Source organism: Streptomyces sp. NPDC007264 (assembly GCF_042869095.1).
Taxonomy (GTDB): domain Bacteria; phylum Actinomycetota; class Actinomycetes; order Streptomycetales; family Streptomycetaceae; genus Streptomyces.
This window is the reverse complement of sequence record NZ_JBIAFD010000009.1, coordinates 109381-135675: the sequence shown is the minus strand read 5'-3', so window position 1 is coordinate 135675 and position 26295 is coordinate 109381. Positions and strand designations below refer to the sequence as shown.

The following is a 26295-nucleotide window of genomic DNA, read 5'->3' as shown; positions in this document are numbered from 1 at the left end:
CGGGGGGGAAGGGGCCCGGGCGGGGGCCTACTGTTCGGCGAGCGCCCGCAGCCGGCTCAGCGCCCGGTGCTGCGCCACCCGCACCGCCCCCGGTGACATTCCCAACATCTGTCCCGTCTCCTCCGCGGTCAAGCCGACCGCGATGCGCAACAGGAGCAGCTCTCGCTGGTTCTCGGGGAGGTTGGCCAGAAGTTTCTTGGCCCACTCGGCGTCGCTGCTCAGCAACGCCCGCTCCTCCGGGCCGAGCGAATCGTCCGGGCGCTCCGGCATCTCGTCCGAGGGGACCGCCGTCGAGCCCGGGTGGCGCATCGCCGCGCGCTGCAGATCGGCGACCTTGTGCGCGGCGATCGCAAAGACGAACGCCTCGAACGGCCGCCCGGTGTCCTTGTAGCGCGGCAGCGCGAGGAGTACCGCGACGCAGACCTCCTGGGCCAGGTCCTCGACGAAGTGCCGCGCGTCGCCGGGCAGTCGCGACAGGCGTGTACGGCAGTAGCGGAGGGCCAAGGGGTGGACGCGGGCGAGCAGATCATGAGTTGCCTGCTGGTCGCCGTCGACGGCGCGGTGGACGAGCGCACCGATCACCGTCGTCTCGTCGTCGCGCATCGGTCCATGGTGCCTCGGCGTCGTTCGATCCGTGGCACCGCGTCCGTAGTTGTGCACCGAAGCGTTATGAGCAGGTGCGCCGGAACTCATCTCCTGCGCCCTCCCCTCACGCTCGACCGACTCGTCCCCGAGGAACTCCACACCTCAAGGATGCGGCATCCCCGGCGAAACGAGCAGCGGGCACCCGGCGGGCCGCTTTGCCAGCCCCGCCCACCGTGCGGTAGGCGGGGATCCGCACACCCCCGCGGTGACTCACTTAGCGGACCAGGCCCCACCGGAAGCCGAGCGCCACCGCGTGCGCGCGGTCCGAGGCGCCGAGCTTCTTGAACAGCCGCCTGGCGTGCGTCTTCACGGTGTCCTCGGAGAGGAACAGCTCCCGGCCGATCTCCGCGTTGGAGCGGCCGTGGCTCATGCCCTCGAGCACCTGGATCTCGCGCGCCGTGAGCGTCGGCGCGGCCCCCATCTCGGCCGAGCGCAGCCGCCGCGGGGCGAGCCGCCAGGTCGGGTCGGCGAGGGCCTGCGTGACGGTGGCCCGCAGTTCCGCGCGCGAGGCGTCCTTGTGCAGATAGCCGCGCGCACCGGCGGCCACCGCGAGCGCCACCCCGTCCAGGTCCTCGGCGACGGTGAGCATGATGATGCGCGCCCCGGGGTCGGCCGACAGCAGCCGGCGCACGGTCTCGACGCCGCCCAGACCGGGCATGCGTACGTCCATCAGAATCAGGTCCGAGCGGTCGGCACCCCAGCGGCGGAGGACTTCCTCGCCGTTGGCCGCCGTCGTCACACGCTCGACGCCGGGCACGGTCGCCACCGCGCGGCGGAGCGCCTCTCGGGCAAGCGGGGAGTCGTCGCAGACGAGGACGGATGTCATGACCGCCCTCCGCAGCTGATGCGCGTCACCTTGAGCCTCCAGGCTGGTACGAATCGTCACCTGAGCGGTCGACGCCCTCGGACGCCTGCCCGAGCGCTTCTTGTTTCAACCGCCTCCGCACTCTCAACGATGGTCACTCGAAAGAGTTACGGTGCAGCAAGCCATCTTCGGCACTGTACGTGAGGGTGCGGACACGGTGCAGACATGCGCGGCTGACCCTCGAACTTTCATCACAACCTATGCCCCATTTAGACGCTTTTCTTCCCGTTTGCTGGTGTCTGGAGCTAGATTCGCAATGAGTCATATTTTCATCTCCTAAGATCGTCTATGCACGGTCGGGGGCACGTATCCGCACAGAACGGCAAAGAGGGGACATGCAATGGCAGACTTCTCCCGCCTTCCCGGTCCGAACGCGGATCTGTGGGACTGGCAGCTCCATGCGGCCTGCCGCGGGGTCGACAGTTCGCTCTTCTTCCATCCGGAGGGTGAGCGCGGAGCGGCCCGGAGCGCTCGCGAGAACTCGGCCAAGGAGGTCTGCATGAGGTGCCCCGTGCGCGCGGAGTGCGCTGCCCACGCACTGGCAGTGCGCGAGCCGTACGGGGTGTGGGGCGGGCTGACCGAGGACGAGCGCGAAGAACTCATGGGCCGGGCACGGAACCGGCTGGTACCGGCGTCGACCAGCAGTGGGGGCACGACCGCCTCGAACAACTGAAGGAACGTTTCAGCGGAACGGGCGCGCGTGAGCGTGCCCATTTTCTTGCGGCGGGAGCGCCTCCTGGCGCCCGACGGCCCGACCGCCCGGCGGCCCTACCGCCCGGCCGCTCGTTCCAGTTCCCCCAGGGTCGCCGCCACGGCGGGCACCTGGGCCAGGTCCGGCAGCGTGAGAGCGACGATCTCCCGTCGCACCGCCGGTTCCAGCGTGACCGGGCGCGCGCCCCTCGGGCGTACGGACTCGATCGCGAGCTGCGGCAGCACGGCCACCCCGAGGCCGGCGCCGACCAGCCCCGCCACCGCGGGGTAGTCGTCGGTCGCGAAGTCGATGCGGGGCGTGAAGCCGGCGCTCTCGCACACCTCCACCAGCTGCCCGCGGCAGCGCGGACAGCCCGCGATCCACGGCTCCCCGGCCAGCTCGCCGATCGCGACGGACCCGGCGCGGGCGAGGCGGTGCCTCTCGGGAACCAGCCCGACCAGCCGGTCCGTGAGCAGATGGCGCACGACCAGGTCGTCCCACTCCTCGGCGCCCGCCGCCCCCTCGTACCGGAAGGCGAGCGCGATGTCGCAGTCGCCCGCGCGCAGCTTCTGGACGGACTCGGGCGGTTCGGCCTCCTCCAGGGAGACCCGGGTGCCGGGGTGCGCGGCGCGCAGCGCGGCGAGCGCCGCCGGGACGAGCGTGGAGCTGCCGCTCGGGAAGGACACCAGGCGCACCCGGCCGGCCCTGAGGCCGGCGATGGCGGCGACCTCTTCCTCGGCGGCCGTCAGCCCCGCGAGGATACCCGCCGCGTGCCGCACCAGCGCCTCGCCGGCCTGTGTCAGACGCATCTCGCGGCCGCTGCGGATCAGCAGCGGCGTGCCGACGGACGTCTCCAGAGCCTTCATCTGCTGGCTGACGGCGGGCTGGGTGCAGCCCAGCTCGCGGCCCGCCGCCGAGAAGGAGCCGGTCGCGGCCACGGCGCGCAGCACACGGAGATGGCGGGCCTCGATCACCCTGTGAGCATAAGGGAGCCTTGGACAGCGCGGCGCATAATGCGTCGACGCTTTGAGTGGGCATCACCTACCGTGCGCCCATGAAGCTTCTGTCTGTGAACGTGGGCCGGCCCGAGGCCGTCGAGTACACCGACCAGCCGGACGGCCTGACCGGCATCGACAAGCGGCCCGTGCAGGGGCCGGTGCGGGTGACCGCGCCCGGGCCCAAGGGCGTCGGGGCGAGCGGGCTGGCCGGGGACGCCGTGTGCGACCTGCGGCACCACGGCGGAGCGGACCAGGCGGTGTACGCCTTCGCCCGCGAGGACCTGGACGACTGGGAGCGAGAGCTGGGCCGGCCGCTGCCGAGCGGCTCCTTCGGCGAGAACCTCACCACCGAGGGGCTCGACGTGTCCGGCGCGCTGATCGGCGAGCGCTGGCGCATCGGGCCCGAAGTGGTGCTGGAGGTCACGTCCGGGCGGATTCCGTGCCGCACCTTCCAGGAGCACCTGGGCGAGCGCGGCTGGGTCAGGCGGTTCACGCGCAAGGGGGCGCCCGGGGCCTATCTGCGGGTGATCCAGCCGGGTGAGATACGGGCCGGCGATCCCGTCGAGATCGTGCACCGTCCCGGCCACGACATCACGGTCGCCCTCGAGTTCCGTGCGTCCACGACGGAACGGCAGCTGCTGCCCGGTCTGCTGGCGGCCGGCGACACGCTGCACCCCGAGACCGCGGCGGCGGCCCGGGAGTACACGCGCAAGCAGGCGGCGGACAACTGACGAGGCGTGGAGCGACGTCGGCGGCGCAGCCGGCGGACGTGCCCGCGCGGGCGGCGGAGTCGGCCTCGGCGGCCCGCCGCGGCACCGGGCACGTCCCTCCCCTCCCGGGCGACGCGGCGGTGCGAGCCGGAATCCACTCCTCCCCGAAGGCGGAGCAGTCAATATCGTTGGCCCATGACAACGGCTTTGATTACGGGATCCACCGCGGGCATCGGCGCCGCGTTCGCACGCCGGCTGGCCGCCGACGGCCATGACCTCGTCCTGGTGGCCCGCGACACCAAGCGACTGCGGGAACAGGCGACCGAGTTGCACGACCGGCACGGCATCGAGGCGGAGGTCCTGACGGCCGACCTGGCCGGCGACGACGGCATCGAGGCGGTCGTCCGGCGCCTGTCCGACCTCAGGAACCCGGTCGACCTGCTCGTCAACAACGCGGGCTTCGGCAACAAGGGCCGCTTTCTCGACGTGCCGATGGCCGACGAGCTGCGGATGCTCAAGGTGCACTGCGAGGCCGTGCTGCGGCTGACGAGCGCGGCGGCGCAGGCGATGCGCACGCGCGGGCGCGGCGGGATCGTGAACGTGGCCTCGGTGGCGGCCTTCGTGCCGCGCGGCACGTACGGCGCCTCCAAGGCGTGGGTCGTGCAGTTCACGCAGGGCGCGGCCCGGGATCTGGCCGGGTCGGGGGTTCGGCTGATGGCGCTGTGCCCGGGATTCGTCCGCACGGAGTTCCACGAGCGGGCCGGGATGGGCACGGACAACATCCCGAACTGGATGTGGCTGGACGCGGACAAGCTGGTGGCGTCGGCGCTCGCGGACCTGGCCCGGGGCAGGACGCTGTCCGTTCCGGACCCGCGGTACAAGGCGCTGATGGGCGTGGTGAAGCTGACGCCGCGGGCGCTGCTGGGCGGGATCAGCTCGCGGACGGGGCGCAAGTACGGGCCGCAGTAGGACACCGGTGCGGCCTTCGACGGCACGGCCGCGAGCCGCGGCAGGACAGGTGGCGCCGCCCCTCGGGTGGGAAAATGGCCTTACACACCGGACCCAGGGGGGCCGGAGGCGGCGTCATGACATTTGTGCAGCTCATCGACTGCAGGACCAGCCGGTTCGACGAGATGGACCGGCTCTTGGACACATGGGCCGAGCAGACCCGGGGCAGACGGACGGCGACCCACAGCGTGGTCGGCAAGGACCGCTCCGACGCCTCGCACATCGTCGAGATCGTGGAGTTCCCGTCGTACGAGGAGGCGATGCGGAACTCGGACCTGCCGGAGACCGGCCGGATCTTCCGTGAGATCGCTTCCCTGTGCGAGCAGCCGCCCACCTTCACCGACCTGGAGGTGGTGCGGGACGAGCAGGTGAACGCGGCCACCGTCCGGCGGTTCTTCGAGCTGCTTCCCGGTGCGGGCGAGCCGCCGCCGCTCGACGGTCTGCTCACCGAGGACCACCATCACCACGATCCCGCCGACGCGCAGGAGGTCATCGGGATGGACGCCGTGCGCCGCGAGCTCCGTCTGTGGCGGGACGGCTTCGACTTCACGTTCACCGTCGAGGACCAGATCTGCGAGGGCGACCGGGTGTGCGCACGGTGGACCTGGAACGGGCGGCACCGGGGCGAGTTCCTCGGGATCGCGGCCACGGGCCGGAAGGTCGCCATGACCGGCACGACCGTCTTCCGGTGCACCGGGGACGGGAAGCTCGCCGAGGGCTGGTGGCAGTACGACCGGCTCGGGCTGATGGCCCAGTTGGGGGCGCTGGACGCACTGGAGACCTGACGGGGACCGGGCCTGACGGGGACCGGGCCACGGGATCGGCCCGCCGGCCGGTGGGCGGTGGGCGGTGGGCGGAACACGCCGGGGCCCGGCACTCCGGGAGCGGAGTGCCGGGCCCCGGCGCGGATCGGCCGTCCCGGGTCAGTGGGCGTGACCGTGGCCGTGGCCGGCCGCGGCCGACTCCTCCTCTTCCTTCTTCTCGACGACCAGGGTCTCGGTCGTCAGCAGCAGGGAGGCGATGGAGGCGGCGTTCTCCAGGGCGGAGCGGGTGACCTTGACCGGGTCGATGACGCCGGCCTTGATCAGGTCGCCGTACTCGCCGGTGGCGGCGTTGTAGCCGTTGCCCTTCTCCAGGTCGGCGACCTTGGAGGCGATGACGTAGCCCTCCATGCCCGCGTTCTCGGCGATCCAGCGCAGCGGCTCGACGACCGCGCGGCGGACGATGGCGACACCGGTGGCCTCGTCGCCCTGCTTGCCGAGGCCGTCGGCCAGCACCTTGGAGGCGTGGACCAGAGCGGAGCCACCACCGGAGACGATGCCCTCCTCGACCGCGGCGCGGGTCGCGGAGATGGCGTCCTCCAGGCGGTGCTTCTTCTCCTTCAGCTCCACCTCGGTGGCGGCGCCGACCTTGATCACGCACACGCCGCCGGCCAGCTTGGCGAGGCGCTCCTGGAGCTTCTCGCGGTCCCAGTCGGAGTCCGTGGTCTCGATCTCGGCCTTGATCTGGGCGACGCGGCCCGCGACGTCCTCGCTCTTGCCGCCGCCGTCGACGATGGTGGTGTCGTCCTTGGTGACCGTGATGCGGCGGGCGGAGCCCAGCACGTCCAGGCCGACCTGGTCGAGCTTGAGGCCGACCTCCTCGGAGACGACGGTGGCGCCGGTGAGGACCGCCATGTCCTGCAGCATCGCCTTGCGGCGGTCGCCGAAGCCGGGGGCCTTGACGGCGACGGCGTTGAACGTGCCGCGGATCTTGTTCACGACGAGGGTGGACAGGGCCTCGCCCTCGACGTCCTCGGCGATGATCAGCAGCGGCTTGGAGGAGCCCGCCTGGATGACCTTCTCCAGCAGCGGCAGCAGGTCCGCGATGGAGGAGATCTTGCCCTGGTTGATCAGGATGTACGGGTCGTCGAGGACGGCCTCCATACGCTCCTGGTCCGTCACGAAGTACGGCGACAGGTAGCCCTTGTCGAAGGCCATGCCCTCGGTGAAGTCCAGCTCCAGACCGAAGGTGTTGGACTCCTCGACGGTGATGACACCGTCCTTGCCGACCTTGTCCATCGCCTCGGCGATCAGCTCGCCGACCTGCTGGTCCTGGGCGGACAGCGCGGCGACGGCGGCGATGTCGGACTTCTCCTCGATCGGGCGGGCGGTGGCCAGCAGGTCGTCGGAGACGGCCTTGACGGCGGCGTCGATGCCCTTCTTCAGGGAGGCCGGGGAGGCGCCCGCGGCGACGTTCCTCAGGCCCTCGCGCACCAGCGCCTGGGCGAGCACGGTGGCGGTGGTCGTACCGTCACCCGCGATGTCGTTGGTCTTGGTCGCCACCTCCTTCACCAGCTGGGCGCCGAGGTTCTCGTACGGGTCCTCGATCTCGACCTCGCGGGCGATGGTGACGCCGTCGTTGGTGATGGTCGGGGCGCCGAACTTCTTGTCGATGACGACGTTGCGGCCCTTGGGGCCGATCGTCACCTTGACCGTGTCGGCAAGCTTGTTGACGCCGCGCTCGAGGGCGCGACGGGCGTCCTCGTCGAACTTCAGGATCTTCGCCATGGAGCGTTTCAGTCCTCTCGATTGCGATTCCCGGCCACCGCCCTGCCCGAGCGGCCGCCATCGCGGTGAAAAACGAACGGCGCCCCCGGCGCCCGGCTTGTCAACGGTCGCGGGGGCCAGGGGCGCAGCTCACAGCGGTCTGCTTCGGTGAATTACTTCTCGATGATCGCGAGCACGTCGCGAGCCGAGAGGACGAGGTACTCCTCGCCGTTGTACTTCACCTCGGTGCCGCCGTACTTGCTGTAGAGCACGACGTCGCCGACCGAGACGTCGAGCGGAAGACGGTTGCCGTCCTCGAAGCGGCCCGGGCCCACGGCGAGGACGACGCCCTCCTGGGGCTTCTCCTTCGCGGTGTCCGGGATGACCAGGCCAGAGGCCGTGGTCTGCTCGGCGTCGAGCGGCTGGACCACGATGCGGTCCTCGAGCGGCTTGATGGCAACCTTGGAGCTGGCGGTCGTCACGATCCGACCTCCCCCTTCGGAGATCTCACGGGGTTAACTGTCTGAGGTGGCGACCAGGTCGATCCGTCGTCGCGGGTGCCGGACCTGCCCGTCGCTGTGTTGGCACTCTCCAGTGGTGAGTGCCAGAGCCGAGACTATGACCGCGATTAGCACTCGGTCAAGCGGAGTGCCAGTTGCCCTCGGCGCGGCGCCGGTCGCGCGGCACCGGCCCGCGCTTCTCGGGCCCGAACGGCCCGCCCCCGAAGGCCCCGAGAGGCCCCACGGACCCGGGGACCCCCGCCTGACCCCCGGGACCACGCTCCGCACGGGATCGCCCGAACGGCCGCCGCCCGGCCTCCCCCGGCACCGCCCCCGCCACAGCCGGACCACCTGCCGTCGCCGACCTCCCCGCCACCGCCGGCCTGTCCGCTACAGGTAGTCCTCCAAGCGCCCCACCGTGAAACCCCTCGCCTGGACGCGGCGCAGGAGCCGGGCCGTCTCCGCCGCGAGGGACGTGCGGGACCGGCCCGCCTCGTGCGCCAGAACGATGTCGCCGGGGCGCAGGGCCGTGCCGCTGCCGTACGGGCCGGGCCCCCCGTCCGGGTTGGGGCGCCACAGGACCAGGGCCGTGACGCCGCAGTCCGCCGCCGCCCGCAGCGTCGTGCGGTCGTAGGTGCCGTAGGGCGGGCGCAGCAGCCGCGGGTGCAGGCCCAGGCGGCGTCCGATGCGGTCCCGCTGGCCGCAGATCTCGGCGCGCTGCTCGTCGTAGGGACGGCCGCGCAGTCCGGCGTGGCCGAGGGTGCGGTTCTGGATGCCCGCTCCGGCCGCGCGCAGCCGCGCGACGTGCTCGTACCCCCGTCCGACGGCGCCGGCCGTGAGGAACACGCTGACGGGCAGCCGCAGTTCGCGCACCATGTCGACGAACCGGGGGTCCCTTTCGGCACCCTCGTCGTAGGTGAGGAAGACGACCTTGTCGCGGGTGGGAACGCGGTCGAGGACGAGCGGCAGGTCCCGGCCGCCGCGGCCCGCGGCGGAGGCCGGGGAACGGTCCGGCCGGGGTGCGGGCGCGAGCGGGGCGGGCAGTCCCCAGCGACGGTAGGTCCGGTCGCGCGGCCCGTGCGAGGCGTGCATCTCCTGCGCCGCCTTCTTGCCCAGCCGTTCGATGGGGTCCACGGACTGGGCGCAGCCGGACACCAGCGCGACGGCGAGTGCGGCGGCGAGCAGGGCCCGCGCCCACGGCGCCCTCGGGGGCCGCCGGTCGTGCACTCCGGCGTCGGCGCGGCCGGCTGCGCGGGCGGTGACGGCCGGGACGACGGGGAAGGCGCACGCCACGGGCGCGGTCCCGGCGCGCGGCGCGCGGACCACCCGCCCTTTCCGGCGCTCTGCGCACTTCTTGTCGTCTTGTCGCACCAGTCGCATGGCGCCGGATCCTTCCAGCCGCCGGCGGCCCCGCCGGGCCGACACCGCGACCGGACGCACGCCGTCCACCGACTGGCCGACAATGGCCCCGTGACCGACCACTCCTTCGCGTCCCTGCTCACTCCCGAGGGCCGCGCCCTCCTCGACGAGGTGCGCGGCACCGCTCCGGCGCAGGAGCTGGCCGTCGCCACCCGGCTGCGCCGCGAGCACCCCGCCGAACTGGTCTCGGCGGCCCTCGCCCAGGCGCGGCTGCGGGCGCGGGCGGCGGCGAAGTTCGGCGCCGTGGACGCGGAGCGGATGTTCTTCACACCGAACGGCGTCGAACAGTCCACGAGGACCGCGGTCGCCGCCCACCGCGCGCGGCGGCTGCGGGAGCTGGGCGTGTCCTCCGTCGCCGACCTGTGCTGCGGCATCGGCGGCGACGCGATCGCGCTCGCCCGGGCCGGCATCCGGGTCCTGGCCGTGGACCGGGACCCGTGGACGGCGGCGGTGGCCCGCGCCAACGCCGAGGAGCTGGGCCTGTCCGCGCTGATCGAGGTGCGCGAGGCGGACGTCGCGGAAGTGGACACGTCGCCGTACGACGCGGTGTTCGTGGACCCCGCGCGGCGGGGTGGCAGAGGCAGGGTCTTCGACCCGGAGGCGTACTCGCCCCCGCTGTCCTGGGCCGTGGCCACGGCGCTGAAGGCCCCGCGAGCCGCCCTGAAGGTCGCGCCGGGCATCCCCCACGAGGCGGTGCCCGCCGAGGCGGAGGCCGAGTGGATCTCGGACGGCGGCGACGTGAAGGAGGCGGTGCTGTGGTTCGGCACGGAACCCGGGCTCGTACGGGCCACGCTGCTGCCGGGCCCGCGCACGCTGCTCGGCCGGGGCCTGCCCGACCCGCCGGTGCGCCCGCCGGGCCGCTACCTCTACGAGCCCGACGGCGCCGCGATCCGCGCGCACCTGGTGGCCGAGGTGGCCGACGACCTGGGCGGGGGGCTGATCGACGAGACGATCGCGTATGTCACGGCGGACGAGCTCCGCGCCTCGCCGTACGCCACCGCGTACGAGATCACCGACCGGCTCCCCTTCAACGCGAAGCGGCTGAAGGCGCTGCTGCGGGAGCGGGAGGTCGGGGTCCTGACCGTCAAGAAGCGCGGCTCGGCGGTCGAGCCGGAAGAGCTGCGGCGCAAGGTCCTGCCCAGGCCGCAGGGGCCGAACGCGGTGACCGTGTTCCTGACGCGGGTGGCGGGGGCGCCGACGATGCTGCTGGGCCGGCCCGCCTGACGGCAGCCGGCCGCCCTACCGGCACTCCTCCGCACGCGCCCGCAGCAGCTCCCGCTCCCGGTCGTTGCGGGCGAGGGAGGCGGCCCGCAGGAACTCGGCACGGGCCTCGGCGCCGCGCCCCAGCCGGGCCAGCAGGTCGCCGCGGACGCTGGGCAGCAGGTGGTAGTCGCGCAGGGCGGGCTCGGCGGCGAGCCGGTCGACGATCTCCAGGGCCGGGCCCGGGCCCTGCGCCATGGAGACGGCGACCGCGCGGTTCAGCTCGACCACGGGCGACGGCGACCGGGCGGCCAGCAGGCCGTACAGGGTCGCGATGGTCGCCCAGTCCGTGTCCTCGTACGTGTGGGCGTGCGCGTGGCAGGCGGCGATCGCGGCCTGGAGGGCGTACGGCCCCGGGGCCCCGGACGGGGGTCCGCCCTGTTCGAGCAGGGCGGAGGGCCTGGGGGACACCGCGTCGGCGCGGCCGAGGGCGGCGATGCCGCGTGCGACGAGCATCCTGTTCCACCGGGCCCGGTTCTGGTCCTTGAGCAGGACGGGCTCGCCGGAGGGTCCGGTGCGGGCGGCCGAGCGGGACGCCTGGAACTCCAGCAGCGCGGCCAGCCCGTGCACCTCGGGCTCCTTGGGCATCAGCTCGGCCAGCACGCGGGCCAGCCGGAGCGCGTCCTCGCACAGGGCGGGGCGCAGCAGGTCGTCGCCCGCGGTGGCCGCGTACCCCTCGTTGAAGATCAGGTAGATGACCTCCAGCACGGAGTCGAGCCGGGCCTCGCGGTCCGGCCCGTACGGCACCTCGAAGGCGACTCCCTTCGCGGCGAGCGTCCGCTTGGCCCGCACGATGCGCTGGGCGACGGTGGCCTCCGGCACCAGGAACGCGCGGGCGATCTCGGCCGTGGTCAGCCCGCCGAGCAGCCGCAGGGTGAGCGCGATGCGGGACTCGGCGGACAGCACGGGATGGCAGGCGGTGAAGACCAGCCGCAGCAGGTCGTCGTCGATGTCGTCGGGGTGGGACGGCTCGTCGACGTGGTACGGCGCCGCCTCCAGGTCCCGCCCGACCTCCGCCAGCTTGCGCGCGTACCGCTCCCGGCGGCGGACGAGGTCGATCGCGCGCCGCCTGGCGGTGGTCATGAGCCAGGCGCCGGGGTTGTCGGGCACCCCGTCGCGCGGCCACTGCTCCAGGGCGGCGACCAGCGCGTCCTGCGCCAGTTCCTCGGCGATGCCGACGTCCCGGACGATCCGGGCGACGCCGGCGATGACGCGCGGCGACTCCATCCGGAACACGGTCTCGATGGCACCGGCCGCCGCGGCAGTGGGCTTCGGTGTCATGGCTGCCTCCTGGTGCATGCGGCTCTGCGGGCCCGGCACGTCCGGCCCGCGCGTCCCTGCGGCCCGGCACGTCCGGTCCGTGCAGCCCTGCGGGCCGACTCGTCCGGTCCGTGCAGCTCTGCGGGCCCAGCAGGTCCGGTACGTGCGGCCCTCCGGGGCCGGGCCCCGTCCGTACGGCCCCGCGGGCCCGGGAGCCCAGTCTGTCGCGGAACGAGCCGGGGGAGCCACGCCCCGCCCGCCTCCGGGGCGGGCGGCCGGTGCCGGGCGGTGGCGGCCTCGTGCCGCGGCCGGGTCCGTCGGCGCTCGGTGGGGCATGCCGCTTTCGGAGCAATGGCCGGGACGGGCCGTCCGGTCGTGCCACGCTGTGGGCCTGTTTGATCACGGTCGGGTCGGGAGGCCGGGGTGTACCGCTCGGGTGAGTGGCTGGTGGAGCGGATCCGCGGTGACCTCCGGACGGATCCTGCCCTCTTCCCGCCCACGGGGACGGCCGGGCACGGTGCCGGGTCCGTGCATCAGGCCGCCGGGCGTCCGTGATGGCGGGGAGCGGCGAGGGGCGGGACCAGGAGCAGCCGCCGAGCCTTCCCGACCTGCGGCTGCGGCTGCGCGAGGAACTGGGACGGATCGACGAGCAGTTGCGCGCCCTGCTCACGGCCACGGAGCGGCTGCAGGGGCTGCTGGACGCGGTGGTGGCCATCAGCCGGGAGGTGGAGCTGCCCGGGGTGCTGCACCGCATCGTGACCACCGCCATGGACCTGGCGGGCGCCCGCTACGGGGCGCTGGGGGTCCTCAACGAGTCCGGGGACTGTCTGGACGAGTTCATCACCGCCGGGCTGTCGGAGCAGCAGCGTGCCGCCCTGGCCGGGGTCGACCTGCCGCGCGGCCGAGGCGTCCTCGGGTATCTGATCCACCACCCCGGCCCCCTGCGGATCGAGGACATCTCCGGCCACCCGGCCTCCATCGGGTTCCCCCACGGCCATCCGCACATGGGCAGCCTGCTCGGGGTCGCCATCCGGGTCCGCGGCGCGGTCTACGGCGACCTCTACCTCTGCGAGCGACGCGACGGCCGGCCCTTCGACGTCCACGACGAGGACATCGTCGTCGCCCTGGCCAGTGCCGCCGGCATCGCGATCGAGAACGTCCGCCTGTTCGAGCGGGTGCGTGCGGGGTCCGAGCAGTTCCAGCGGCTCCTGCTGCCGACCCTGCCCGATCTGCGGCCGTTCACCGCCGCGGCCATCTACCGGCCCGCCGCCCAGCCCAGCCGGGTGGGCGGGGACTGGTACGACGCCATCCTGCTGCCCGACGGAGTGGTGGCGGTCGTCATCGGCGACGTGGTCGGCCACGATCTGCACGCCGCGGCCGCCATGGCCTCCACCCGCAACATGCTGCGTGCCCTGCTGTTCGACCGCGGCAGTCCGCCCAGTGCGGTCCTCACCCGGCTCGACCGCACCCTCCAGGCCATCACCGACAACCCCGTCACCACCACCAACCTGGCCCGCATCGAACCCGACGGCCCCGCCTGGCGGCTGCACTGGAGCACCGCGGGCCATGTCCCCCCGCTGCTGCTCACCCCCGGCCGGACGGCGGAGTACCTGTTCGCCGAGCCCGGGCCACCGCTCGGGGTGGACCCCGACCTGCCCCGCCCCGACCACACCCGCCCGCTGCCCCCGGACAGCACCGTCGTCTTCTTCACCGACGGGCTCGTCGAACACCCCGGCCACCCCATCGACGAGAGCCTGGACGAGCTCGCCGCTCTCGCCACGGCCCGTGCCGGGCTGCCGCTGCAGGACTTCGTCCGGGCGCTGGCCGACCACCACCCCAGCGACGGTCACGACGACATGGCGATCCTCGCCCTGCGCACCCCGCCGACCGGCCGGGCGGCCGCCTCGTAGCCGGGCATTCGCCGGTGACATGGTGGAACACGCGCGATCGACGGACGATGGACTACGGGACGAAGCCGACAGAGAGACTCCCGATGACTGTCGCGCGGCATGAGAGGCTGCGGCGCGGTGGCGTGGCCGCGCTGAAGATCTGCGCGGTCACCGCGCTGTACTACGGCTCGGCCCGGCTGGGGCTGCTGCAGCAGCTGGTGCGCGGCCAGGTCACCCCGCTGTGGCCGCCGACCGGGATCGCCCTGGCCGGGCTGCTCCTGATCGGCCCCTGGATCTGGCCGGGGATCGCGATCGGCGCGTTCCTGGTCAACATCGCGCTCGGGCCGTCCGTCCCCGCCGTCCTCGCGATCACGCTGGGGAACACACTCGCCCTCCTCTGCTCGTACGCACTGCTGCGCCGCGTCCGGTTCCGTCCGGAGATGGACCGGCTGCGGGACGCGCTCGCGCTCATCCTCCTCGGCGCGTTCACCGGCATGCTGGTCAGCGCCACGGTCGGCAGCACCACCCTGCTCCTCGCCGATGCGCTGCCCCCCGCCGGGTTCTGGCCGACGTGGTCGGTCTGGTGGACCGGTGACGCGATGGGCGTCCTGGTGGTCGCGCCGGTGCTGCTCGTCCTGCGCTCGGCGCACCGGCCGGGGAAGGTCCGGGCGTCACGATGGTGCGAGGGAGCACTGCTGGTGGCGGCCACCCTCGGCGCCGGCGTCCTGGAGACCTCCGAGGTGCCGCTCATGTTCCTCGCCTTCCCGCTGCTGATCTGGGCGGCCTTCCGCTTCCAGCTGGCGGGTGCCGCTCCCTGCGCGCTCGCCGTGTCGGTCTTCGCGGTCGTCGCCGCCGCTCAGCGCTCGGGCCCGTTCGAGGGTCACGACCTGCTCACCACCATGATCACCCTGCAGGCGTTCAACGCCTCCGCCGCCCTCACCGCGCTGGTGCTGGCGGCGTCCGTCACCGAGCGCAACCAGACCCATGCGGAGATCGAGCTGGCCTGCGGCCAGCTGGCCGAGATGGTGACGAGGAGCGCGCCCGACGGCGTCCGCCGCCCCGCGCTCCCCGACGACAGGGGCGGCGCGGAAGAGGGCGGCGGACGGAGCCGGGAACCGCCGTGATCAGCCCTCGGCGATCTCGCGCACCTCGCAGGTGACCGTCCAGTGCTCCTCATGCACCTTCAGGAACCGCTTGGCCCACTCGATCGCCTCGGCACGGTCCTTGCACTGCATGATCGCGTAGCCGCCGATGACCTCCTTGGACTCGGTGAACGGCCCGTCCGTGACGGAGATCCTCCCGCCCTCCCAGCGCACCCGCGTGCCCTGCGCGGTCGGCGTCAGGCCGGCGGTGTCGAGCATCACCCCCGCCTTGGTGATCTCCTCGATGAGCTCCCCCATGCGCTCCATCATCTCGGGGCTGGGGCCCTCCGGGGGCGCGGTGGTCTCGTCGATGCGCACGAGGGACATGTAACGCGGCATGGTGACTCCCGTGGTACGGGACCGGGCTTCTCCCGGTCTCCCACCCCTGCGTCGAACGGTGGCGGTGCGGATCGACACGAGCCGCGGAAGACCTTCAAGGAATTTTCCCGGTCGTCGGCCGCCTCACCTCAGCGACGCCCACAAGTGCGTGCCGGCAGGGCGGTGAGCCGGACCCGGGGGGAGGGCGACCGTGCCGGCCCTCCCTCACCCGGAGAGGCTCCCGGCCGAGGGCTCAGGTGCAGTCCACCGACTCGAACCGCCACCGGTGCACCGGCCGCGCCGCCAACTCCCCGTCCGGGTCGGGCAGGTCGGGAAGGTCGGCGGCGAGGTCCGCGTCCCACCAGGTGATGACGAGAACGCGGTCCTGCGGGGCGCGGAAGGTCTCCCGGCGCAGCGGCGCGGGCGTCAGCTCCTGCTCCCTCGCCCAGGCCAGCAGGTCTTCGGCCCGTCCGGCCGCGGCCCGCGCCTCCCACATCAGCGCGACTCTCACGAGTACAGGTTCCCCTTGCTCACCTCGTGGACGTGGTCGTGCCCGTGCCCGTGCCCCGGGACATGCGGGTCCGTCACCGGCAGCGACGAGTCCGCGGACAGGTCCCAGGCCGACGCCGGGCGGCCCCGGGCGACCATCTCGGCGCCCAGCGCCGCCACCATCGCGCCGTTGTCCGTGCACAGCTTGGGGCGGGGCACCCTCAGCCGGATCCCGGCCGCGGCGCACCGCTCCTGCGCCAGCGCCCGCAGGCGTGAGTTCGCGGCCACGCCACCGCCGATCATCAGATGGTCGACGCCCTCGTCCCTGCAGGCCCGCACGGCCTTCCTGGTCAGCACGTCCACGACCGCCTCCTGGAAGGAGGCCGCCACGTCCCGCACCGGCACCTCCTCCCCCGCCGCCCGCTTCGCCTCGATCCAGCGGGCCACGGCCGTCTTCAGACCGGAGAAGGAGAAGTCGTAGGCCGCGTCGCGCGGCCCCGTCAGACCGCGCGGGAACGCGATGGCCTCCGGGTCGCCCTCCCGTGCGTAGCGGTCGATGACCGGACCGCCGGGGAAGCCGAGGTTCAGCACCCGCGCGATCTTGTCGAACGCCTCCCCCGCCGCGTCGTCGATGGTCGCGCCGAGCGGCCGCACGTCCGACGTGATGTCCGTGGACAGCAGCAGCGAGGAGTGTCCGCCGCTCACCAGCAGCGCCATGGTCGGCTCCGGCAGCGCACCGTGCTCCAGCTGGTCCACACAGACGTGCGAGGCGAGGTGGTTGACCCCGTACAGCGGCTTGCCCAGCGCGTAGGCGTACGCCTTCGCCGCCGAGACGCCGACCAGCAGCGCGCCGGCGAGACCGGGCCCCGCGGTGACCGCGACGCCGTCGAGGTCCCTCGCCGACACGCCCGCGTCCTTCAGCGCGCGCTCGATGGTGGGCACCATCGCCTCGAGGTGTGCCCGGCTCGCGACCTCCGGGACGACGCCGCCGAAGCGCGCGTGCTCGTCGACGCTGGACGCGACCGCGTCCGCGAGGAGGGTGGTGCCGCGGACGATGCCGACTCCGGTCTCGTCGCAGGAGGTCTCGATCCCCAGGACCAGGGGTTCGTCAGCCATTGCTCTCGGTTCCTTGTGCTGAGGGGGAGCCCGCGGCGGTGCCGCCGCCGGGCGCGGTGGTCAGGCGCATCACCAGGGCGTCCACGTTCCCCGGCTGGTAGTAGCCGCGTCTGAACCCGATGGGCTCGAAGCCGAAGCGCTCGTAGAGCTTCTGCGCGCGGACGTTGTCGACCCGGCACTCGAGCATCACCTCGGCGCACTCGAAGGCGGTCGCGGCCCGCAGCAGCTCGGTCAGCAGCCGCCCGCCGAGCCCCGTGCCCCAGTGGCCGCGGGCGACGGCGATGGTCTGGATGTCGCCCAGTTCGCCCTGGGCGGCCAGCCCCGCGTACCCGACGATCCGCTCGTCCGCGACGGCCACGACGTAGCGCCGGGTCGCCTCCGGGCCCCGGGAGTGGGCCAGTTCGGACCAGAACATGCCCCGCGACCAGGCGTCCTCGGGGAAGAGGTCCTTCTCCAGCTCCAGCACGGGATCGATGTCCCACCAGCGCATCTCGCGCAGTACGGGCGTCACCGGTGTCACGGGTGTCACGGGCTTGGTCACTTGGGGGTGACCACCTTGTAGTTCTTGGGTACCTGCGCGTCGGGGCGGCGCAGGTACAGCGGGCGGGGGGCGGCCAGTTCCTCGCCCGCCGCCAGCTTCTCCACCGCCAGGGAGGCGAGCGCGGCCGCCGAGACGTGCTCGGGCTCGCGCGTCTGCGGGAACGTGCCGGGATACAGCAGCGCGCCGCCGCCGACGGCGGGCAGGCCGGCGACACTCTCCGCGATGTCCGCGGGCCGGTCCACGGCGGGCTCGGTGACCCGGGTGCGGGCGTTGTCGTACCGCGCCCAGTAGACCTCCTTGCGGCGGGCGTCCGTGGCCACCACGAAGGGCACGTCGAGGTCGGAGGCGTAGGCCAGGCCGTCGAGCGTGCACACGCCGTGCACGGGGACGCCGAGGGCGAGCCCGAAGGTGTCGGCGGTCATCAGTCCCACGCGCAGACCGGTGTAGGGGCCGGGGCCCACGCCCACGACGACGCCGGTGACGGCGTCCAGCCGCGCGCCCGCCTCGGCGAGGACGCGGTCGACGGTGGGCAGCAGGAGTTCCCCGTGCCGGCGCGCGTCCACCTGCATCGAGGAAGCGACGACGGAGGTGCCGTCGTGGAGGGCGACGGTGACGGCCGGGGTGGCGGTATCCAGAGCGAGCAAGAGCACGCAAACAGCCTACGGCGCCCGGGCCCTGCGCACGGCCGACCCGGTCCGGCCGGTGCCTGCTGCTACCGTCACAGCAACGGCGTACGAAGGATTCGATCAAGGTATCGGTACGTCGTGCGGGTCGGACACGGGTGACGAGTACCTCCGCGCGTCGCGCGGGGTCGAGAGGTGGGCACAGGTGGCTAGGAGCAGCTCGGGATTCGTGGCCGGGCTCACCGTGGCAGCCGTCGTCGCGGTCGGTGTCCTCGCCTATCAGGCGTCGGCGCACGTGCCCGACACGCTGGGCAGGCCGCAGCCGAAGAAGTCGCCGTCCACCACCGCGCCGAAGTCGCCCGCCAAGAGGAATCCCCAGGCGCTGCCCGGGAGTTCCGGCTCCGGCGAACGGGTCGTGTACGCGCTCGGCACCGACCGGGTGTGGCTCGTGGGAGCGGACGGCAAGGTCCAGCGGACGTTCAAGGTCACGCCGGGGACGGTGGATCCCCTGCCGGGCAGGTACGCGGTGACCTCCCGCTCCGCCGTCTCCGTCGGGTCGGACGGCAGGCCGGTCGAGCACATCGTGCGGTTCGCGACCCACCAGGGCGCGGTGATCGGCTTCAGTGCGGCGGTCGACGGTTCGACGCCCAAGCCCGACACCTCGAAGAAGCTGGGCGGCATCCGCGAGTCCCGTGTGGACGGCACCGCCATGTGGGAGTTCGCGACGCTCCGCACCACGGTCGTCGTCACCGAGTAGCGGGCCGCCGGGCACGGGACCGGCGCACCTGGCACCGGCCGCGCCCGACGCGCGGCTCCGCTCCGGCTACGCCGCCCTGCGCCGCTCGTCGGTCGCGGGCGTCGTCCGTGGCGTCCCGGCCGCCGGGGGCCGCGGCGGTGTGGAGACCGCCTTCGCCGCGGCGCACGCCGCCAGCAGGTCCCGCATCGGCACTCCGGCCGCCCCGGCCGCTCCTGTCGCCGCGCGCGGCGGCGCCTCGTCTCGTTCGGAAGCCGGCATGGACGCCTCCTGGTGTCACGGGGGCGGGTGGGGTTAGGCAGACCTAACCACGGGCTGACTCCCATGTGACCACGCCGCGCACCTGCGACGCAACATCTTGCCGACGGCTTGTCGGTATGCGGGGCCGGGGATCGTCGGTGGGCCGGGCCGGGGATGGTCGTATGCCTGGCCGGGTGGTCGTATGCCTGGCCGGGGATCGTCGGTATGCCGGGCCGGGTGGTCGTATGCCTGGCCGGGGATCGTCGGTATGCCGGGCCGGGTGGTCGTACGCCTGGCCGAAGGTGGTCGGTAGGCCGGCTGGGGAGGGCCGGCGTGGACGTGTCGTACGGACACGCGTGGGGAACCGGAGCGGCGACCGCTCCGCGCGGTGACGGCTCTCAGGCGGACAGTACGCCCAGGTCGACGGTCGCCCAGCGCGCGCCGATGCCGGTGAGGCAGACGTGCCGCACCTCGTCGGCCGTGTCCCCGACGGCCCGGTGGACGGCGACGTGCAGCCGGTCCTCCGTCAGCTCCTCGACCTTGCCCTCGCCCCACTCCACGACGACCACGGACTCCGGCAGCGAGACGTCGAGGTCGAGGTCCTCCATCTCCTCCAGGCCCCCGCCCAGGCGGTACGCGTCCACGTGGACCAGCGGCGGACCGCCGCCGAGGGACGGGTGCACGCGCGCGATGACGAAGGTCGGCGAGGTGACCGCGCCCCGCACCCCGAGCCCCTCACCCAGCCCGCGGGTCAGCGTGGTCTTGCCCGCTCCCAACTCGCCGTTCAGCAGCACGAGGTCGCCGGCGCGCAGCAGCTTGGACAGGCGGCGCCCCAGCTCCTTCATCTGTTCGGGGGAGCTGACGGTGAACTCGGTGGTGACGCCCGGATCGGACCCCTCAGCCGGGCCGTGCGGTGCTGGTGCTTCCATAACCAACCACGGTAGCCCCTGCCGGGACCGCGCCCGCGCGCATCAGCAGGTCGGCGAGGCGGTCCGTGACGACCTCGGGGTGCTCCAGCATCACCAGGTGCCCGGCGTCCGGCACGAGCACCAGCTCCGCGTCCGGCAGCAGATCCGCGATCGCCTCGCTGTGCTCGCTCGGGGTGACCAGGTCCTGCAGACCGGCCAGCACGAGCACCGGGAGGTCGGCGAAGCGGGCCAGCGCCGACGTCTTGTCGTGGTCGCTGAACGCCGGGTAGAACTCGGCGACCACGTCGATCGGCGTGCCCTCGATCATCCGCTCGGCGAACCGGGCGATGGCCGGGTCCACGTCCCGGGAGGCGAACGAGTACCGCTTGATGATCCCCGCGAACAGGTCGGCGGTGGCCCTGCGGCCCTTCTCCACCAGCGCGGCCTGCTGGCCGAGCGCCCTCAGCACGCCGGGCAGGACGCGCCGCACGGCGTTGACGCCCGCGACGGGCAGTCCGAAGTTGACCTCGCCGAGCCGCCCGGACGACGTGCCGACGAGGGCGACGCCGACGACCCGGTCACGTATCAGCTCGGGGTACTGGTCGGCGAGTGCCATGACGGTCATGCCGCCCATGGAGTGGCCGACGAGCACGATCGGCCCTTCGGGAACGGCCGCGTCGATCACGGCCCTGAGGTCGCGTCCGAGCTGGTCGATGGTGACGGGGGTGCCGTCGGCCTGGGCCATGCCGCGCCCGGAGCGGCCGTGGCTGCGCTGGTCCCAGTGCACGGTGCGCACGACGCCGCGCAGCGCGGCCCGCTGGAAGTGCCAGGAGTCCTGGTTGAGGCAGTAGCCGTGGCTGAAGACGACGGTGACGGGGGCGGGGGCCTTGCGCCCGAAGAGCCGCCGGCGGCGCGGGGCGGGGCCGCCCTCCGGCTCGACGTCGTCGATCTCGAAGTACAGCTCGGTGCCGTCGTCCGCGTACGCCTTGCCCGGTGTGCCGCGCAGGGTGCCGTACGGGCCCGTCGAGTCGAGGGCGAGCCGGGCCTTCTTGCGCATGCCGCGGCCGACCGTCATCCGCTCTATCGCCACACCGGCGGCGGCGCCCGCCGCCACCACGCCCAGCGCGGCGCCGGCGATGCCGGCGATGCGCCAGTTGCCCGCTGTGGACGCGGCCGTCCCCGCGGCGGCCTCCGCGGCCTCGGCGCCGCTCTCGCTCACGTCCCGTCCCTCCTCGCCCGGGGCTCCGCTCCTGCTGTGCGGTGGGTCTCCCCAGGTTCACCCGTGTGGGTTACCCATTCTGTTCCGGGTTCACATTCACATAGACGCGCGGGACGCGGGTTCCGATCCGGGTCACGATTTCGTACGCGATGGTTCCGGCCGCCTGCGCCCAGTCCTCGGCGGTCGGCTCGCCGCGGTCTCCGGGGCCGAAGAGGATCGCCTCCGTGCCGGGCGGAGGCTCGTCGCCACCGAGGTCGACCACGAACTGGTCCATGGCGATCCGGCCCGCGACCGTGCGGAGCTTGCCGTCCACCAGGACCGGGCCGGTACCGGAGGCGTGGCGCGGGATGCCGTCCGCGTAGCCGACGGGGACCAGGCCCAGGGTGGTGGCGCCGGCCGTGGTGTACAGGTGCCCGTAGCTGACGCCGTGACCGCCGGGGACCTGCTTCACCAGGGCGAGCGACGCCTTCAGCGTCATCACGGGGCGCAGTCCGAAGTCGGCCGCGGTGCCCATCTCCGGACTGGGCGAGATGCCGTAGACCGCGATCCCCGACCGGACGAGGTCGAAACGGGCCTCCGGCAGGGTCAGCGTGGCGGGCGAGTTGGCGATGTGGCGCACCTCGGGCCGTACGCCCTGCCCCTCGGCGTAGGCCACCATCTCGCGGAAGCGGACGAGCTGGGCCCGGACGGAGGGGTGGCCCGGCTCGTCGGCACAGGCGAAGTGCGACCAGAGGCCGACCACGGTGATCAGACCGTCGGCCTGGGCGCGCAGGGCCTCGGCGACCAGTTCGGCCCAGTCCCCGGGCTGGCAGCCGTTGCGCCCGAGACCGGTGTCGGCCTTGAGGTGGACACGGGCGGGCGTGCCCGCGGCGGCCGCCGCCTCACGCAGCTCCTCGACGGCCCACAGGCCGCTCACGGACACGTCGACGTCGGCCTCGATCGCCTGGCGCCAGGGGCCGCCGGGGGTCCACAGCCAGCACATGACCCGTCCGGGAAGCCCGGCCGCGCGCAGCGCGAGCGCCTCCTCCGGGGTGGCCGTGCCGAGCCACTCGGCACCGGCCTCGACGGCGGCGCGGGCGCACGGCACCGCGCCGTGGCCGTACGCGTCCGACTTCACCACGGCCATCAGCGCGGCGCCGGACGCGCGGGCGCGCAGTGCGCGGACGTTCGCCCGCAGGGCGGCAAGGTCGATCTCGGCGCGGGCGCGAAGGGGAGCTGTCTCGAAGGAAGTCATCGCACCCCAGTCTCTCAGAGCGCCGCGAGGCCCCTGTGACTGCGCCCGCGACGTCCTGCCCCACAACCGCCCGCCCCGCAACTGCCCGCTCAACCCCGCAACCGCCCGCTCAGCCCTGGAACGTCCTGCCCCGCCCCGCGACCGCCCGCTCAGCCCGCACGTCCCGCCACGCCTCCGGAAGCGCGTTCGCCACGTCGTGCGCCCCCGCGGGTGCGCCGTCCGCCGCGTAGCGGCCCGCGAGGCCGTGCAGATACGCCGCCGCGCTCCCGGCGTCCCGCGCCGACAGCCCGGCCGCGAGCAGTGAGCCCGCCAGCCCGGACAGCACGTCCCCGCTACCCGCCGTCGCCAGCCACGGCGTACCCGTGGGGTTCACCCGCACCGGGCCGCCCCCCGGATCCGCCACCAGCGTGGTGGAGCCCTTGAGCAGCACGGTCGCCCCGAACCGCGCCGCCAGCTCCCGCACGGCCGCGAGCCGGGCGCCCTCCACCTCGTCGCGCGACACCCCCAGCAGCGCGGCGGCCTCCCCCGCGTGCGGGGTCATCAGCGTGGGCGCCCCACGTCCCCGTACGGCGTCCCGGTCGGCCAGCCGCAGTCCGTCCGCGTCGACGAGCACGGGAACGTCCGCCTCCAGCACCTCCGCAACGGCCGACGCGTCGTCCCCGGCGCCCGGCCCCACGACCCATGCCTGCACCCGCCCGGCCTTCGCGGGCCCCCGGTCGGAGACAAGGGTCTCCGGGAAGCGGGCGATCACCGCGCTCCCGGCGGGGCCCACGTACCGCACGGCCCCGGCCCCGCCCCGCAGCGCCCCCGCCACCGCGAGCACGGCCGCACCGGGGTAGCGCGCGGACCCGGCGGCGATGCCGACCACCCCACGCCGGTACTTGTCGCTCTCGGCCGCCGGCGTCGGCAGCAGGGCCGCCACGTCCGCGTGCTGCAGCGCCTCCAGGTCGGCCTCCTCGGGCAGGTCGAGCCCGATGTCGACGAGGCGCACGGACCCGGCGTGGTCCCGGGCCGGGTCGACGAGCAGCGCCGGCTTGTGCGTGCCGAAGGTGACGGTCGCGTCGGCCCGTACCGCCGCGCCCCGCACCTCGCCGCTGTCGGCCTCGACACCGCTCGGCAGGTCGACGGCGACGACGGCCGCGCGCGACCGCTCGGCGAGCGCGGCGAGCCGTGCGGCATCCGGCCGGAGCCCGCCCCTGCCGCCGATCCCCACGATGCCGTCGATGACGAGGTCGGCGCTCCGGATCCGTTCCTCGGCGGCCGTCGCCGGTCCTGTCCCGTCCGCCGGGACCACGGTGCCGCCCGCCCTGCACAGGGCCGCGAGCCCTTCCGGGTGGGTCCGTGCGGGCGAGAGCAGCACCGCCGTGACCCCCGCGCCGCGCCGCGCCAGCCGCGCCCCGGCGTACAGGGCGTCACCGCCGTTGTCCCCGCTCCCGACCAGCAGCACGATCCGGCTGCCGTACACCCGTCCCAGCACCTGGGCGCAGGCCGCGGCCAGTCCGGCGGCGGCGCGCTGCATCAGCGCGCCCTCCGGAAGCCGCGCCATGAGCGAACGCTCGGCCGCCCTCACCGTCTCCACGCTGTACGCAGTACGCATACCGTCGAGTCTCCCGCACCGGCGCGTGCCGCGGACGGACCTACCCCTCCGCCACGACCACCGCGGAGGCCACGCCCGCGTCATGACTGAGCGACACGTGCCAGGACCGGACGCCGAGTTCGGCGGCGCGCACCGCGACCGTGCCCGTCACGCGCAGCCGCGGCTGCCCGCTGTCCTCGACGTACACCTCGGCGTCGGTCCAGCGCAGCCCCACGGGCGCGCCGAGGGCCTTGGCCACCGCCTCCTTGGCCGCGAACCGCGCGGCCAACGAGGCGACACCGCGCCGTTCGCCACTGGGCAGCGACAACTCGCTCGGCAGGAACAGACGGTCGGCCAGCCCGGGCGTGCGCCGCAACGACGCCGCGAACCGGTCGATCTCGGCCACGTCGATGCCGACCCCGATGATGCTCATACGAAGCACCCTATGGTCTGGCCGGCGCCCGCCGGGCGGTCGGCCGGGCCGGGCCGGGGGAGCCTCCGGACCTCATCGGACGGAGCGGCGCCGCCCTTGTCGGCGCGGGCAATTATGCTGCCGCGCATGAGCGAGGTGGGCAGCGGCGGCAGACGGGTCGTCGACGGGCGGTTCGAACTGGAAGCACGGCTCGGCAGCGGGGGGATGGGGACGGTCTGGCGTGCCAGGGACCTGATGCTCCATCGGACCGTCGCCGTCAAGGAGGTCCGCCCGCCCGATCGGGACCTGGCCGAATACGACCCGGACGGCGCGCGGATGCTGCGGGAGCGGGTGCTGCGCGAGGCCAGGGCGCTGGCCAGGATCAACCACCCGAACGTGGTCACGATCCATCACATATTCGACGGTGGTGAGGGTTCCTACCCGTGGATCGTGATGGAGTACGTCAGCGGCGGCTCGCTGGCCGACGTCCTGGCCCGCGGGCCCATGGCACCGGCGGAGGCGGCGCGGATCGGCCTCGGGGTGCTGGCCGCACTGCGGGCCGCGCACGACGTCGGCATCCAGCACCGGGACGTCAAGCCCGCCAACGTGCTGATGCACCCCGACGGCCGCCCCGTGCTCACGGACTTCGGCATCGCGGCGATCCGTGACGCGACCGCGCTCACCGCCACCGGTTCGGTGATCGGAACGCCCGACTACATGGCGCCGGAGCGCGTCGCCGGCCGCGACGACGGCCCGGCCTCGGACCTGTGGTCGCTGGCGATGATGCTGTACACGGCCGTCGAGGGCCAGCACCCGCTGCGTCGCGGTACGACGCTCGCCACCCTCGCGGCGGTCCTCAACGACGAGGTGCCGCCGCCGGTCAACGCCGGACCGCTGCGGGAGACGTTGATGCGGGTCCTCGTACGGGACCCGGCGGCGCGGCCGGACGCGGAGATGCTGGGCCGGATGCTGGCCGCCGTGGCGGAGGGGCGTCAGGAACCCACCACCTCCTACGCGTTGCACCCACCGCCCGTGCGCCACGGCACCACCGCCACGTCTTCCCCGATGACCACCCCGACCTCCCTTGGGACCACCCCGGCCTCCCTTGCGACTCCCTCGATCGGTTTCGGACCGCCGCCGATGTTCCCGCCGCCGCAGGAGGCCGTGCCGGCGCCGACGAAGCTGCCCGTGGCCCCCGTCCGCCGGAGGCGTTGGGCGACGGTCGCGCTGCCCGTCACCGTGCTCGTGCTGGGCGGTGTCCTGGTGCCGAAGCTGCTGCCGGACAACTTCTTCGCGCAGTCCCCGGGCTCCCACAGTTCCTCGCCGACGCGACCGACGGCGAACGCGCCGGCCGGCGGCGACCCGGCCGGCGACGAGTCGGGGCAGTCGAAGACCACCGACCTGCTCACCCCGGACGGCATCCGCACCGCGATCAAGGCGTTCAAGAAGGAGACCGGCCGGGACCGCTTCGGCGACTTCACGGTGTATCCCGAGTACGTCTCCGCCTCGTTGATGGTCAAGGGCAGCGCGACCGAGTACGACACGTACACCTACCGCCCCGGCACGGGCGTGGAGAAGGGCATCATCAGCAGCAAGCTGATAGGCGGGGACCAGCCGGTGAGCCTGGACGACTTCGACTGGGACAAGGTCCCCGCGTTGCTCGCCGAGGCGGAGAAGAAGCTCAAGGTCGACAAGATCGAATCCCGCTACCTGCTGGTGAACCAGCCGAACTCCATCTTCAACACCCCCGCCAGCATGGCCGTGTACCTGACCAACGCGCACGACTCCGGCGGTTACCTCGAGGCCGACAAGCACGGCAGGGTGACCAAGACGGTGCCCTTCTAGCGCTCCGGCGGGACGTCCAGCCGGCACATGGACCGACTCTCCGGTCGAGGCAGCGAGAAGGCGGGGCTTCGAGGCTGAGCGGTGCATGAGCCGGTGACCGCGCCG

27 protein-coding genes are annotated in these 26295 nt (G+C 73.6%); 9 read left to right on the top strand and 18 right to left on the bottom strand.

Annotation, left to right across the window (positions count from 1 at the left end; translation table 11 throughout):
- Positions 1 to 27: 27 nt before the first annotated feature.
- Together ACFYMU_RS17735 and ACFYMU_RS17730 are read right to left on the bottom strand one after the other, a co-directional pair.
- A complete protein-coding gene (locus tag ACFYMU_RS17735; protein WP_388373750.1) occupies positions 28 to 603 on the bottom strand; it encodes a sigma-70 family RNA polymerase sigma factor in 576 nt (191 codons plus the stop codon).
- A 256-nt stretch (positions 604 to 859) separates the two neighbouring features.
- The gene (locus ACFYMU_RS17730) at positions 860 to 1471 is read right to left on the bottom strand and encodes a response regulator transcription factor (protein WP_003948568.1); all 612 of its coding nucleotides are present in this window, start codon (positions 1469 to 1471) and stop codon (positions 860 to 862) included.
- Between the two features lie 379 nt (positions 1472 to 1850).
- Between ACFYMU_RS17730 and ACFYMU_RS17725 the strand changes: the two genes are divergently transcribed.
- Complete coding sequence (locus tag ACFYMU_RS17725; RefSeq protein ID WP_388373748.1) at positions 1851 to 2183, top strand: WhiB family transcriptional regulator; 333 nt, start codon at positions 1851 to 1853, stop codon at positions 2181 to 2183.
- A 95-nt stretch (positions 2184 to 2278) separates the two neighbouring features.
- Here ACFYMU_RS17725 and ACFYMU_RS17720 read toward each other — a convergent pair whose 3' ends face one another.
- Positions 2279 to 3175, bottom strand: coding sequence for a LysR family transcriptional regulator (locus ACFYMU_RS17720; protein WP_388373746.1), 897 nt, complete (start codon positions 3173 to 3175; stop codon positions 2279 to 2281).
- Between the two features lie 80 nt (positions 3176 to 3255).
- Here ACFYMU_RS17720 and ACFYMU_RS17715 point away from each other — a divergent pair, with 80 nt between their 5' ends.
- The 3 genes from ACFYMU_RS17715 to ACFYMU_RS17705 all read left to right on the top strand — a co-directional run bounded on the left by ACFYMU_RS17715 (position 3256) and on the right by ACFYMU_RS17705 (position 5702).
- Positions 3256 to 3930 carry an MOSC domain-containing protein gene (locus ACFYMU_RS17715; RefSeq protein WP_388373745.1) on the top strand — a complete coding sequence of 225 codons (675 nt, stop codon included), beginning with the start codon at positions 3256 to 3258 and terminating at the stop codon, positions 3928 to 3930.
- Positions 3931 to 4104: 174 nt separating this feature from the next.
- Entirely contained in the window at positions 4105 to 4878 is a 774-nt protein-coding gene (locus tag ACFYMU_RS17710; protein ID WP_388373743.1) for an SDR family NAD(P)-dependent oxidoreductase, read from the top strand.
- Positions 4879 to 4994: 116 nt separating this feature from the next.
- Positions 4995 to 5702 (top strand): ester cyclase, encoded by a 708-nt coding sequence (locus tag ACFYMU_RS17705; protein ID WP_388373741.1) that lies wholly within the window; start codon positions 4995 to 4997, stop codon positions 5700 to 5702.
- A 138-nt stretch (positions 5703 to 5840) separates the two neighbouring features.
- Here ACFYMU_RS17705 and groL read toward each other — a convergent pair whose 3' ends face one another.
- From groL to ACFYMU_RS17690, 3 genes are all read right to left on the bottom strand, one after another.
- The gene (gene groL / locus ACFYMU_RS17700; protein ID WP_388373739.1) at positions 5841 to 7466 is read right to left on the bottom strand and encodes a chaperonin GroEL; all 1626 of its coding nucleotides are present in this window, start codon (positions 7464 to 7466) and stop codon (positions 5841 to 5843) included.
- A 152-nt stretch (positions 7467 to 7618) separates the two neighbouring features.
- Positions 7619 to 7927, bottom strand: a complete 309-nt coding sequence (gene groES / locus ACFYMU_RS17695) for a co-chaperone GroES (RefSeq protein ID WP_014178834.1) — start codon at positions 7925 to 7927, stop codon at positions 7619 to 7621.
- A 408-nt stretch (positions 7928 to 8335) separates the two neighbouring features.
- Positions 8336 to 9325 carry a polysaccharide deacetylase family protein gene (locus tag ACFYMU_RS17690; RefSeq protein WP_388373737.1) on the bottom strand — a complete coding sequence of 330 codons (990 nt, stop codon included), beginning with the start codon at positions 9323 to 9325 and terminating at the stop codon, positions 8336 to 8338.
- A gap of 90 nt (positions 9326 to 9415) precedes the next feature.
- Between ACFYMU_RS17690 and ACFYMU_RS17685 the strand changes: the two genes are divergently transcribed.
- Positions 9416 to 10588 carry a methyltransferase domain-containing protein gene (locus ACFYMU_RS17685; protein WP_388373735.1) on the top strand — a complete coding sequence of 391 codons (1173 nt, stop codon included), beginning with the start codon at positions 9416 to 9418 and terminating at the stop codon, positions 10586 to 10588.
- A gap of 15 nt (positions 10589 to 10603) precedes the next feature.
- On the opposite strand, the gene ACFYMU_RS17680 is transcribed toward ACFYMU_RS17685, so the two are convergent.
- On the bottom strand, positions 10604 to 11905 hold the full coding sequence (locus ACFYMU_RS17680) for an RNA polymerase sigma factor (protein ID WP_388373734.1): 1302 nt from the start codon (positions 11903 to 11905) through the stop codon (positions 10604 to 10606).
- Positions 11906 to 12438: 533 nt separating this feature from the next.
- Between ACFYMU_RS17680 and ACFYMU_RS17675 the strand changes: the two genes are divergently transcribed.
- On the top strand, positions 12439 to 13794 hold the full coding sequence (locus ACFYMU_RS17675) for a PP2C family protein-serine/threonine phosphatase (RefSeq protein ID WP_388373732.1): 1356 nt from the start codon (positions 12439 to 12441) through the stop codon (positions 13792 to 13794).
- Between the two features lie 83 nt (positions 13795 to 13877).
- On the top strand, positions 13878 to 14897 hold the full coding sequence (locus ACFYMU_RS17670) for an MASE1 domain-containing protein (protein WP_388373730.1): 1020 nt from the start codon (positions 13878 to 13880) through the stop codon (positions 14895 to 14897).
- Here the strand turns inward: ACFYMU_RS17670 and ACFYMU_RS17665 are convergent, their stop codons facing one another.
- The 5 genes from ACFYMU_RS17665 to tsaB all read right to left on the bottom strand — a co-directional run bounded on the left by ACFYMU_RS17665 (position 14898) and on the right by tsaB (position 18029).
- Positions 14898 to 15254 (bottom strand): YciI family protein, encoded by a 357-nt coding sequence (locus ACFYMU_RS17665; protein WP_388373728.1) that lies wholly within the window; start codon positions 15252 to 15254, stop codon positions 14898 to 14900.
- Between the two features lie 232 nt (positions 15255 to 15486).
- The gene (locus ACFYMU_RS17660; RefSeq protein WP_388374045.1) at positions 15487 to 15729 is read right to left on the bottom strand and encodes a hypothetical protein; all 243 of its coding nucleotides are present in this window, start codon (positions 15727 to 15729) and stop codon (positions 15487 to 15489) included.
- Positions 15730 to 15740: 11 nt separating this feature from the next.
- Positions 15741 to 16838 carry a tRNA (adenosine(37)-N6)-threonylcarbamoyltransferase complex transferase subunit TsaD gene (tsaD, locus tag ACFYMU_RS17655; protein WP_388373726.1) on the bottom strand — a complete coding sequence of 366 codons (1098 nt, stop codon included), beginning with the start codon at positions 16836 to 16838 and terminating at the stop codon, positions 15741 to 15743.
- Entirely contained in the window at positions 16831 to 17328 is a 498-nt protein-coding gene (gene rimI / locus ACFYMU_RS17650) for a ribosomal protein S18-alanine N-acetyltransferase (protein ID WP_388374043.1), read from the bottom strand. Before rimI ends, tsaD begins: the two co-directional genes overlap by 8 nt.
- A gap of 47 nt (positions 17329 to 17375) precedes the next feature.
- Complete coding sequence (gene tsaB, locus ACFYMU_RS17645) at positions 17376 to 18029, bottom strand: tRNA (adenosine(37)-N6)-threonylcarbamoyltransferase complex dimerization subunit type 1 TsaB (RefSeq protein ID WP_388373725.1); 654 nt, start codon at positions 18027 to 18029, stop codon at positions 17376 to 17378.
- 178 nt (positions 18030 to 18207) lie between these two features.
- Between tsaB and ACFYMU_RS17640 the strand changes: the two genes are divergently transcribed.
- A complete protein-coding gene (locus tag ACFYMU_RS17640) occupies positions 18208 to 18759 on the top strand; it encodes a hypothetical protein (RefSeq protein ID WP_388373723.1) in 552 nt (183 codons plus the stop codon).
- Between the two features lie 66 nt (positions 18760 to 18825).
- On the opposite strand, the gene ACFYMU_RS17635 is transcribed toward ACFYMU_RS17640, so the two are convergent.
- The 6 genes from ACFYMU_RS17635 to ACFYMU_RS17610 form a co-directional block, all read right to left on the bottom strand.
- A complete protein-coding gene (locus ACFYMU_RS17635) occupies positions 18826 to 19017 on the bottom strand; it encodes a hypothetical protein (protein ID WP_388373721.1) in 192 nt (63 codons plus the stop codon).
- A 377-nt stretch (positions 19018 to 19394) separates the two neighbouring features.
- Entirely contained in the window at positions 19395 to 19925 is a 531-nt protein-coding gene (gene tsaE, locus ACFYMU_RS17630; protein ID WP_388373719.1) for a tRNA (adenosine(37)-N6)-threonylcarbamoyltransferase complex ATPase subunit type 1 TsaE, read from the bottom strand.
- Positions 19894 to 21123: an alpha/beta fold hydrolase gene (locus ACFYMU_RS17625; RefSeq protein WP_388373717.1), complete on the bottom strand. Its 1230-nt coding sequence runs from the start codon at positions 21121 to 21123 to the stop codon at positions 19894 to 19896. The genes tsaE and ACFYMU_RS17625 overlap by 32 nt, the downstream gene beginning before the upstream one ends.
- A gap of 70 nt (positions 21124 to 21193) precedes the next feature.
- The gene (gene alr, locus ACFYMU_RS17620; RefSeq protein ID WP_388373715.1) at positions 21194 to 22357 is read right to left on the bottom strand and encodes an alanine racemase; all 1164 of its coding nucleotides are present in this window, start codon (positions 22355 to 22357) and stop codon (positions 21194 to 21196) included.
- Between the two features lie 109 nt (positions 22358 to 22466).
- Complete coding sequence (locus ACFYMU_RS17615) at positions 22467 to 23954, bottom strand: NAD(P)H-hydrate dehydratase (RefSeq protein ID WP_388373713.1); 1488 nt, start codon at positions 23952 to 23954, stop codon at positions 22467 to 22469.
- Positions 23955 to 23994: 40 nt separating this feature from the next.
- Positions 23995 to 24366, bottom strand: coding sequence for a holo-ACP synthase (locus ACFYMU_RS17610; RefSeq protein ID WP_388373711.1), 372 nt, complete (start codon positions 24364 to 24366; stop codon positions 23995 to 23997).
- Between the two features lie 126 nt (positions 24367 to 24492).
- On the opposite strand from ACFYMU_RS17610, the gene ACFYMU_RS17605 reads away from it, so the two are divergent.
- Complete coding sequence (locus ACFYMU_RS17605) at positions 24493 to 26190, top strand: serine/threonine-protein kinase (protein ID WP_388373710.1); 1698 nt, start codon at positions 24493 to 24495, stop codon at positions 26188 to 26190.
- Positions 26191 to 26295: the final 105 nt, after the last annotated feature.

Bases quoted from the DNA above. Each gene is read 5' to 3' on its own strand.
- ACFYMU_RS17735 (WP_388373750.1), bottom strand. From the start codon at position 603: ATGCGCGACGACGAGACGACGGTGATCGGTGCGCTCGTCCACCGCGCC.
- ACFYMU_RS17730 (WP_003948568.1), bottom strand. From the start codon at position 1,471: ATGACATCCGTCCTCGTCTGCGACGACTCCCCGCTTGCCCGAGAGGCG.
- ACFYMU_RS17725 (WP_388373748.1), top strand. From the start codon at position 1,851: ATGGCAGACTTCTCCCGCCTTCCCGGTCCGAACGCGGATCTGTGGGAC.
- ACFYMU_RS17715 (WP_388373745.1), top strand. From the start codon at position 3,256: ATGAAGCTTCTGTCTGTGAACGTGGGCCGGCCCGAGGCCGTCGAGTAC.
- ACFYMU_RS17710 (WP_388373743.1), top strand. From the start codon at position 4,105: ATGACAACGGCTTTGATTACGGGATCCACCGCGGGCATCGGCGCCGCG.
- ACFYMU_RS17705 (WP_388373741.1), top strand. From the start codon at position 4,995: ATGACATTTGTGCAGCTCATCGACTGCAGGACCAGCCGGTTCGACGAG.
- groL (WP_388373739.1), bottom strand. From the start codon at position 7,466: ATGGCGAAGATCCTGAAGTTCGACGAGGACGCCCGTCGCGCCCTCGAG.
- ACFYMU_RS17690 (WP_388373737.1), bottom strand. From the start codon at position 9,325: ATGCGACTGGTGCGACAAGACGACAAGAAGTGCGCAGAGCGCCGGAAA.
- ACFYMU_RS17680 (WP_388373734.1), bottom strand. From the start codon at position 11,905: ATGACACCGAAGCCCACTGCCGCGGCGGCCGGTGCCATCGAGACCGTG.
- ACFYMU_RS17675 (WP_388373732.1), top strand. From the start codon at position 12,439: ATGGCGGGGAGCGGCGAGGGGCGGGACCAGGAGCAGCCGCCGAGCCTT.
- ACFYMU_RS17670 (WP_388373730.1), top strand. From the start codon at position 13,878: ATGACTGTCGCGCGGCATGAGAGGCTGCGGCGCGGTGGCGTGGCCGCG.
- ACFYMU_RS17665 (WP_388373728.1), bottom strand. From the start codon at position 15,254: ATGCCGCGTTACATGTCCCTCGTGCGCATCGACGAGACCACCGCGCCC.
- ACFYMU_RS17660 (WP_388374045.1), bottom strand. From the start codon at position 15,729: ATGTGGGAGGCGCGGGCCGCGGCCGGACGGGCCGAAGACCTGCTGGCC.
- tsaD (WP_388373726.1), bottom strand. From the start codon at position 16,838: ATGGCTGACGAACCCCTGGTCCTGGGGATCGAGACCTCCTGCGACGAG.
- rimI (WP_388374043.1), bottom strand. From the start codon at position 17,328: ATGCGCTGGTGGGACATCGATCCCGTGCTGGAGCTGGAGAAGGACCTC.
- ACFYMU_RS17635 (WP_388373721.1), bottom strand. From the start codon at position 19,017: ATGCCGGCTTCCGAACGAGACGAGGCGCCGCCGCGCGCGGCGACAGGA.
- tsaE (WP_388373719.1), bottom strand. From the start codon at position 19,925: ATGGAAGCACCAGCACCGCACGGCCCGGCTGAGGGGTCCGATCCGGGC.
- alr (WP_388373715.1), bottom strand. From the start codon at position 22,357: ATGACTTCCTTCGAGACAGCTCCCCTTCGCGCCCGCGCCGAGATCGAC.
- ACFYMU_RS17615 (WP_388373713.1), bottom strand. From the start codon at position 23,954: ATGCGTACTGCGTACAGCGTGGAGACGGTGAGGGCGGCCGAGCGTTCG.
- ACFYMU_RS17610 (WP_388373711.1), bottom strand. From the start codon at position 24,366: ATGAGCATCATCGGGGTCGGCATCGACGTGGCCGAGATCGACCGGTTC.
- ACFYMU_RS17605 (WP_388373710.1), top strand. From the start codon at position 24,493: ATGAGCGAGGTGGGCAGCGGCGGCAGACGGGTCGTCGACGGGCGGTTC.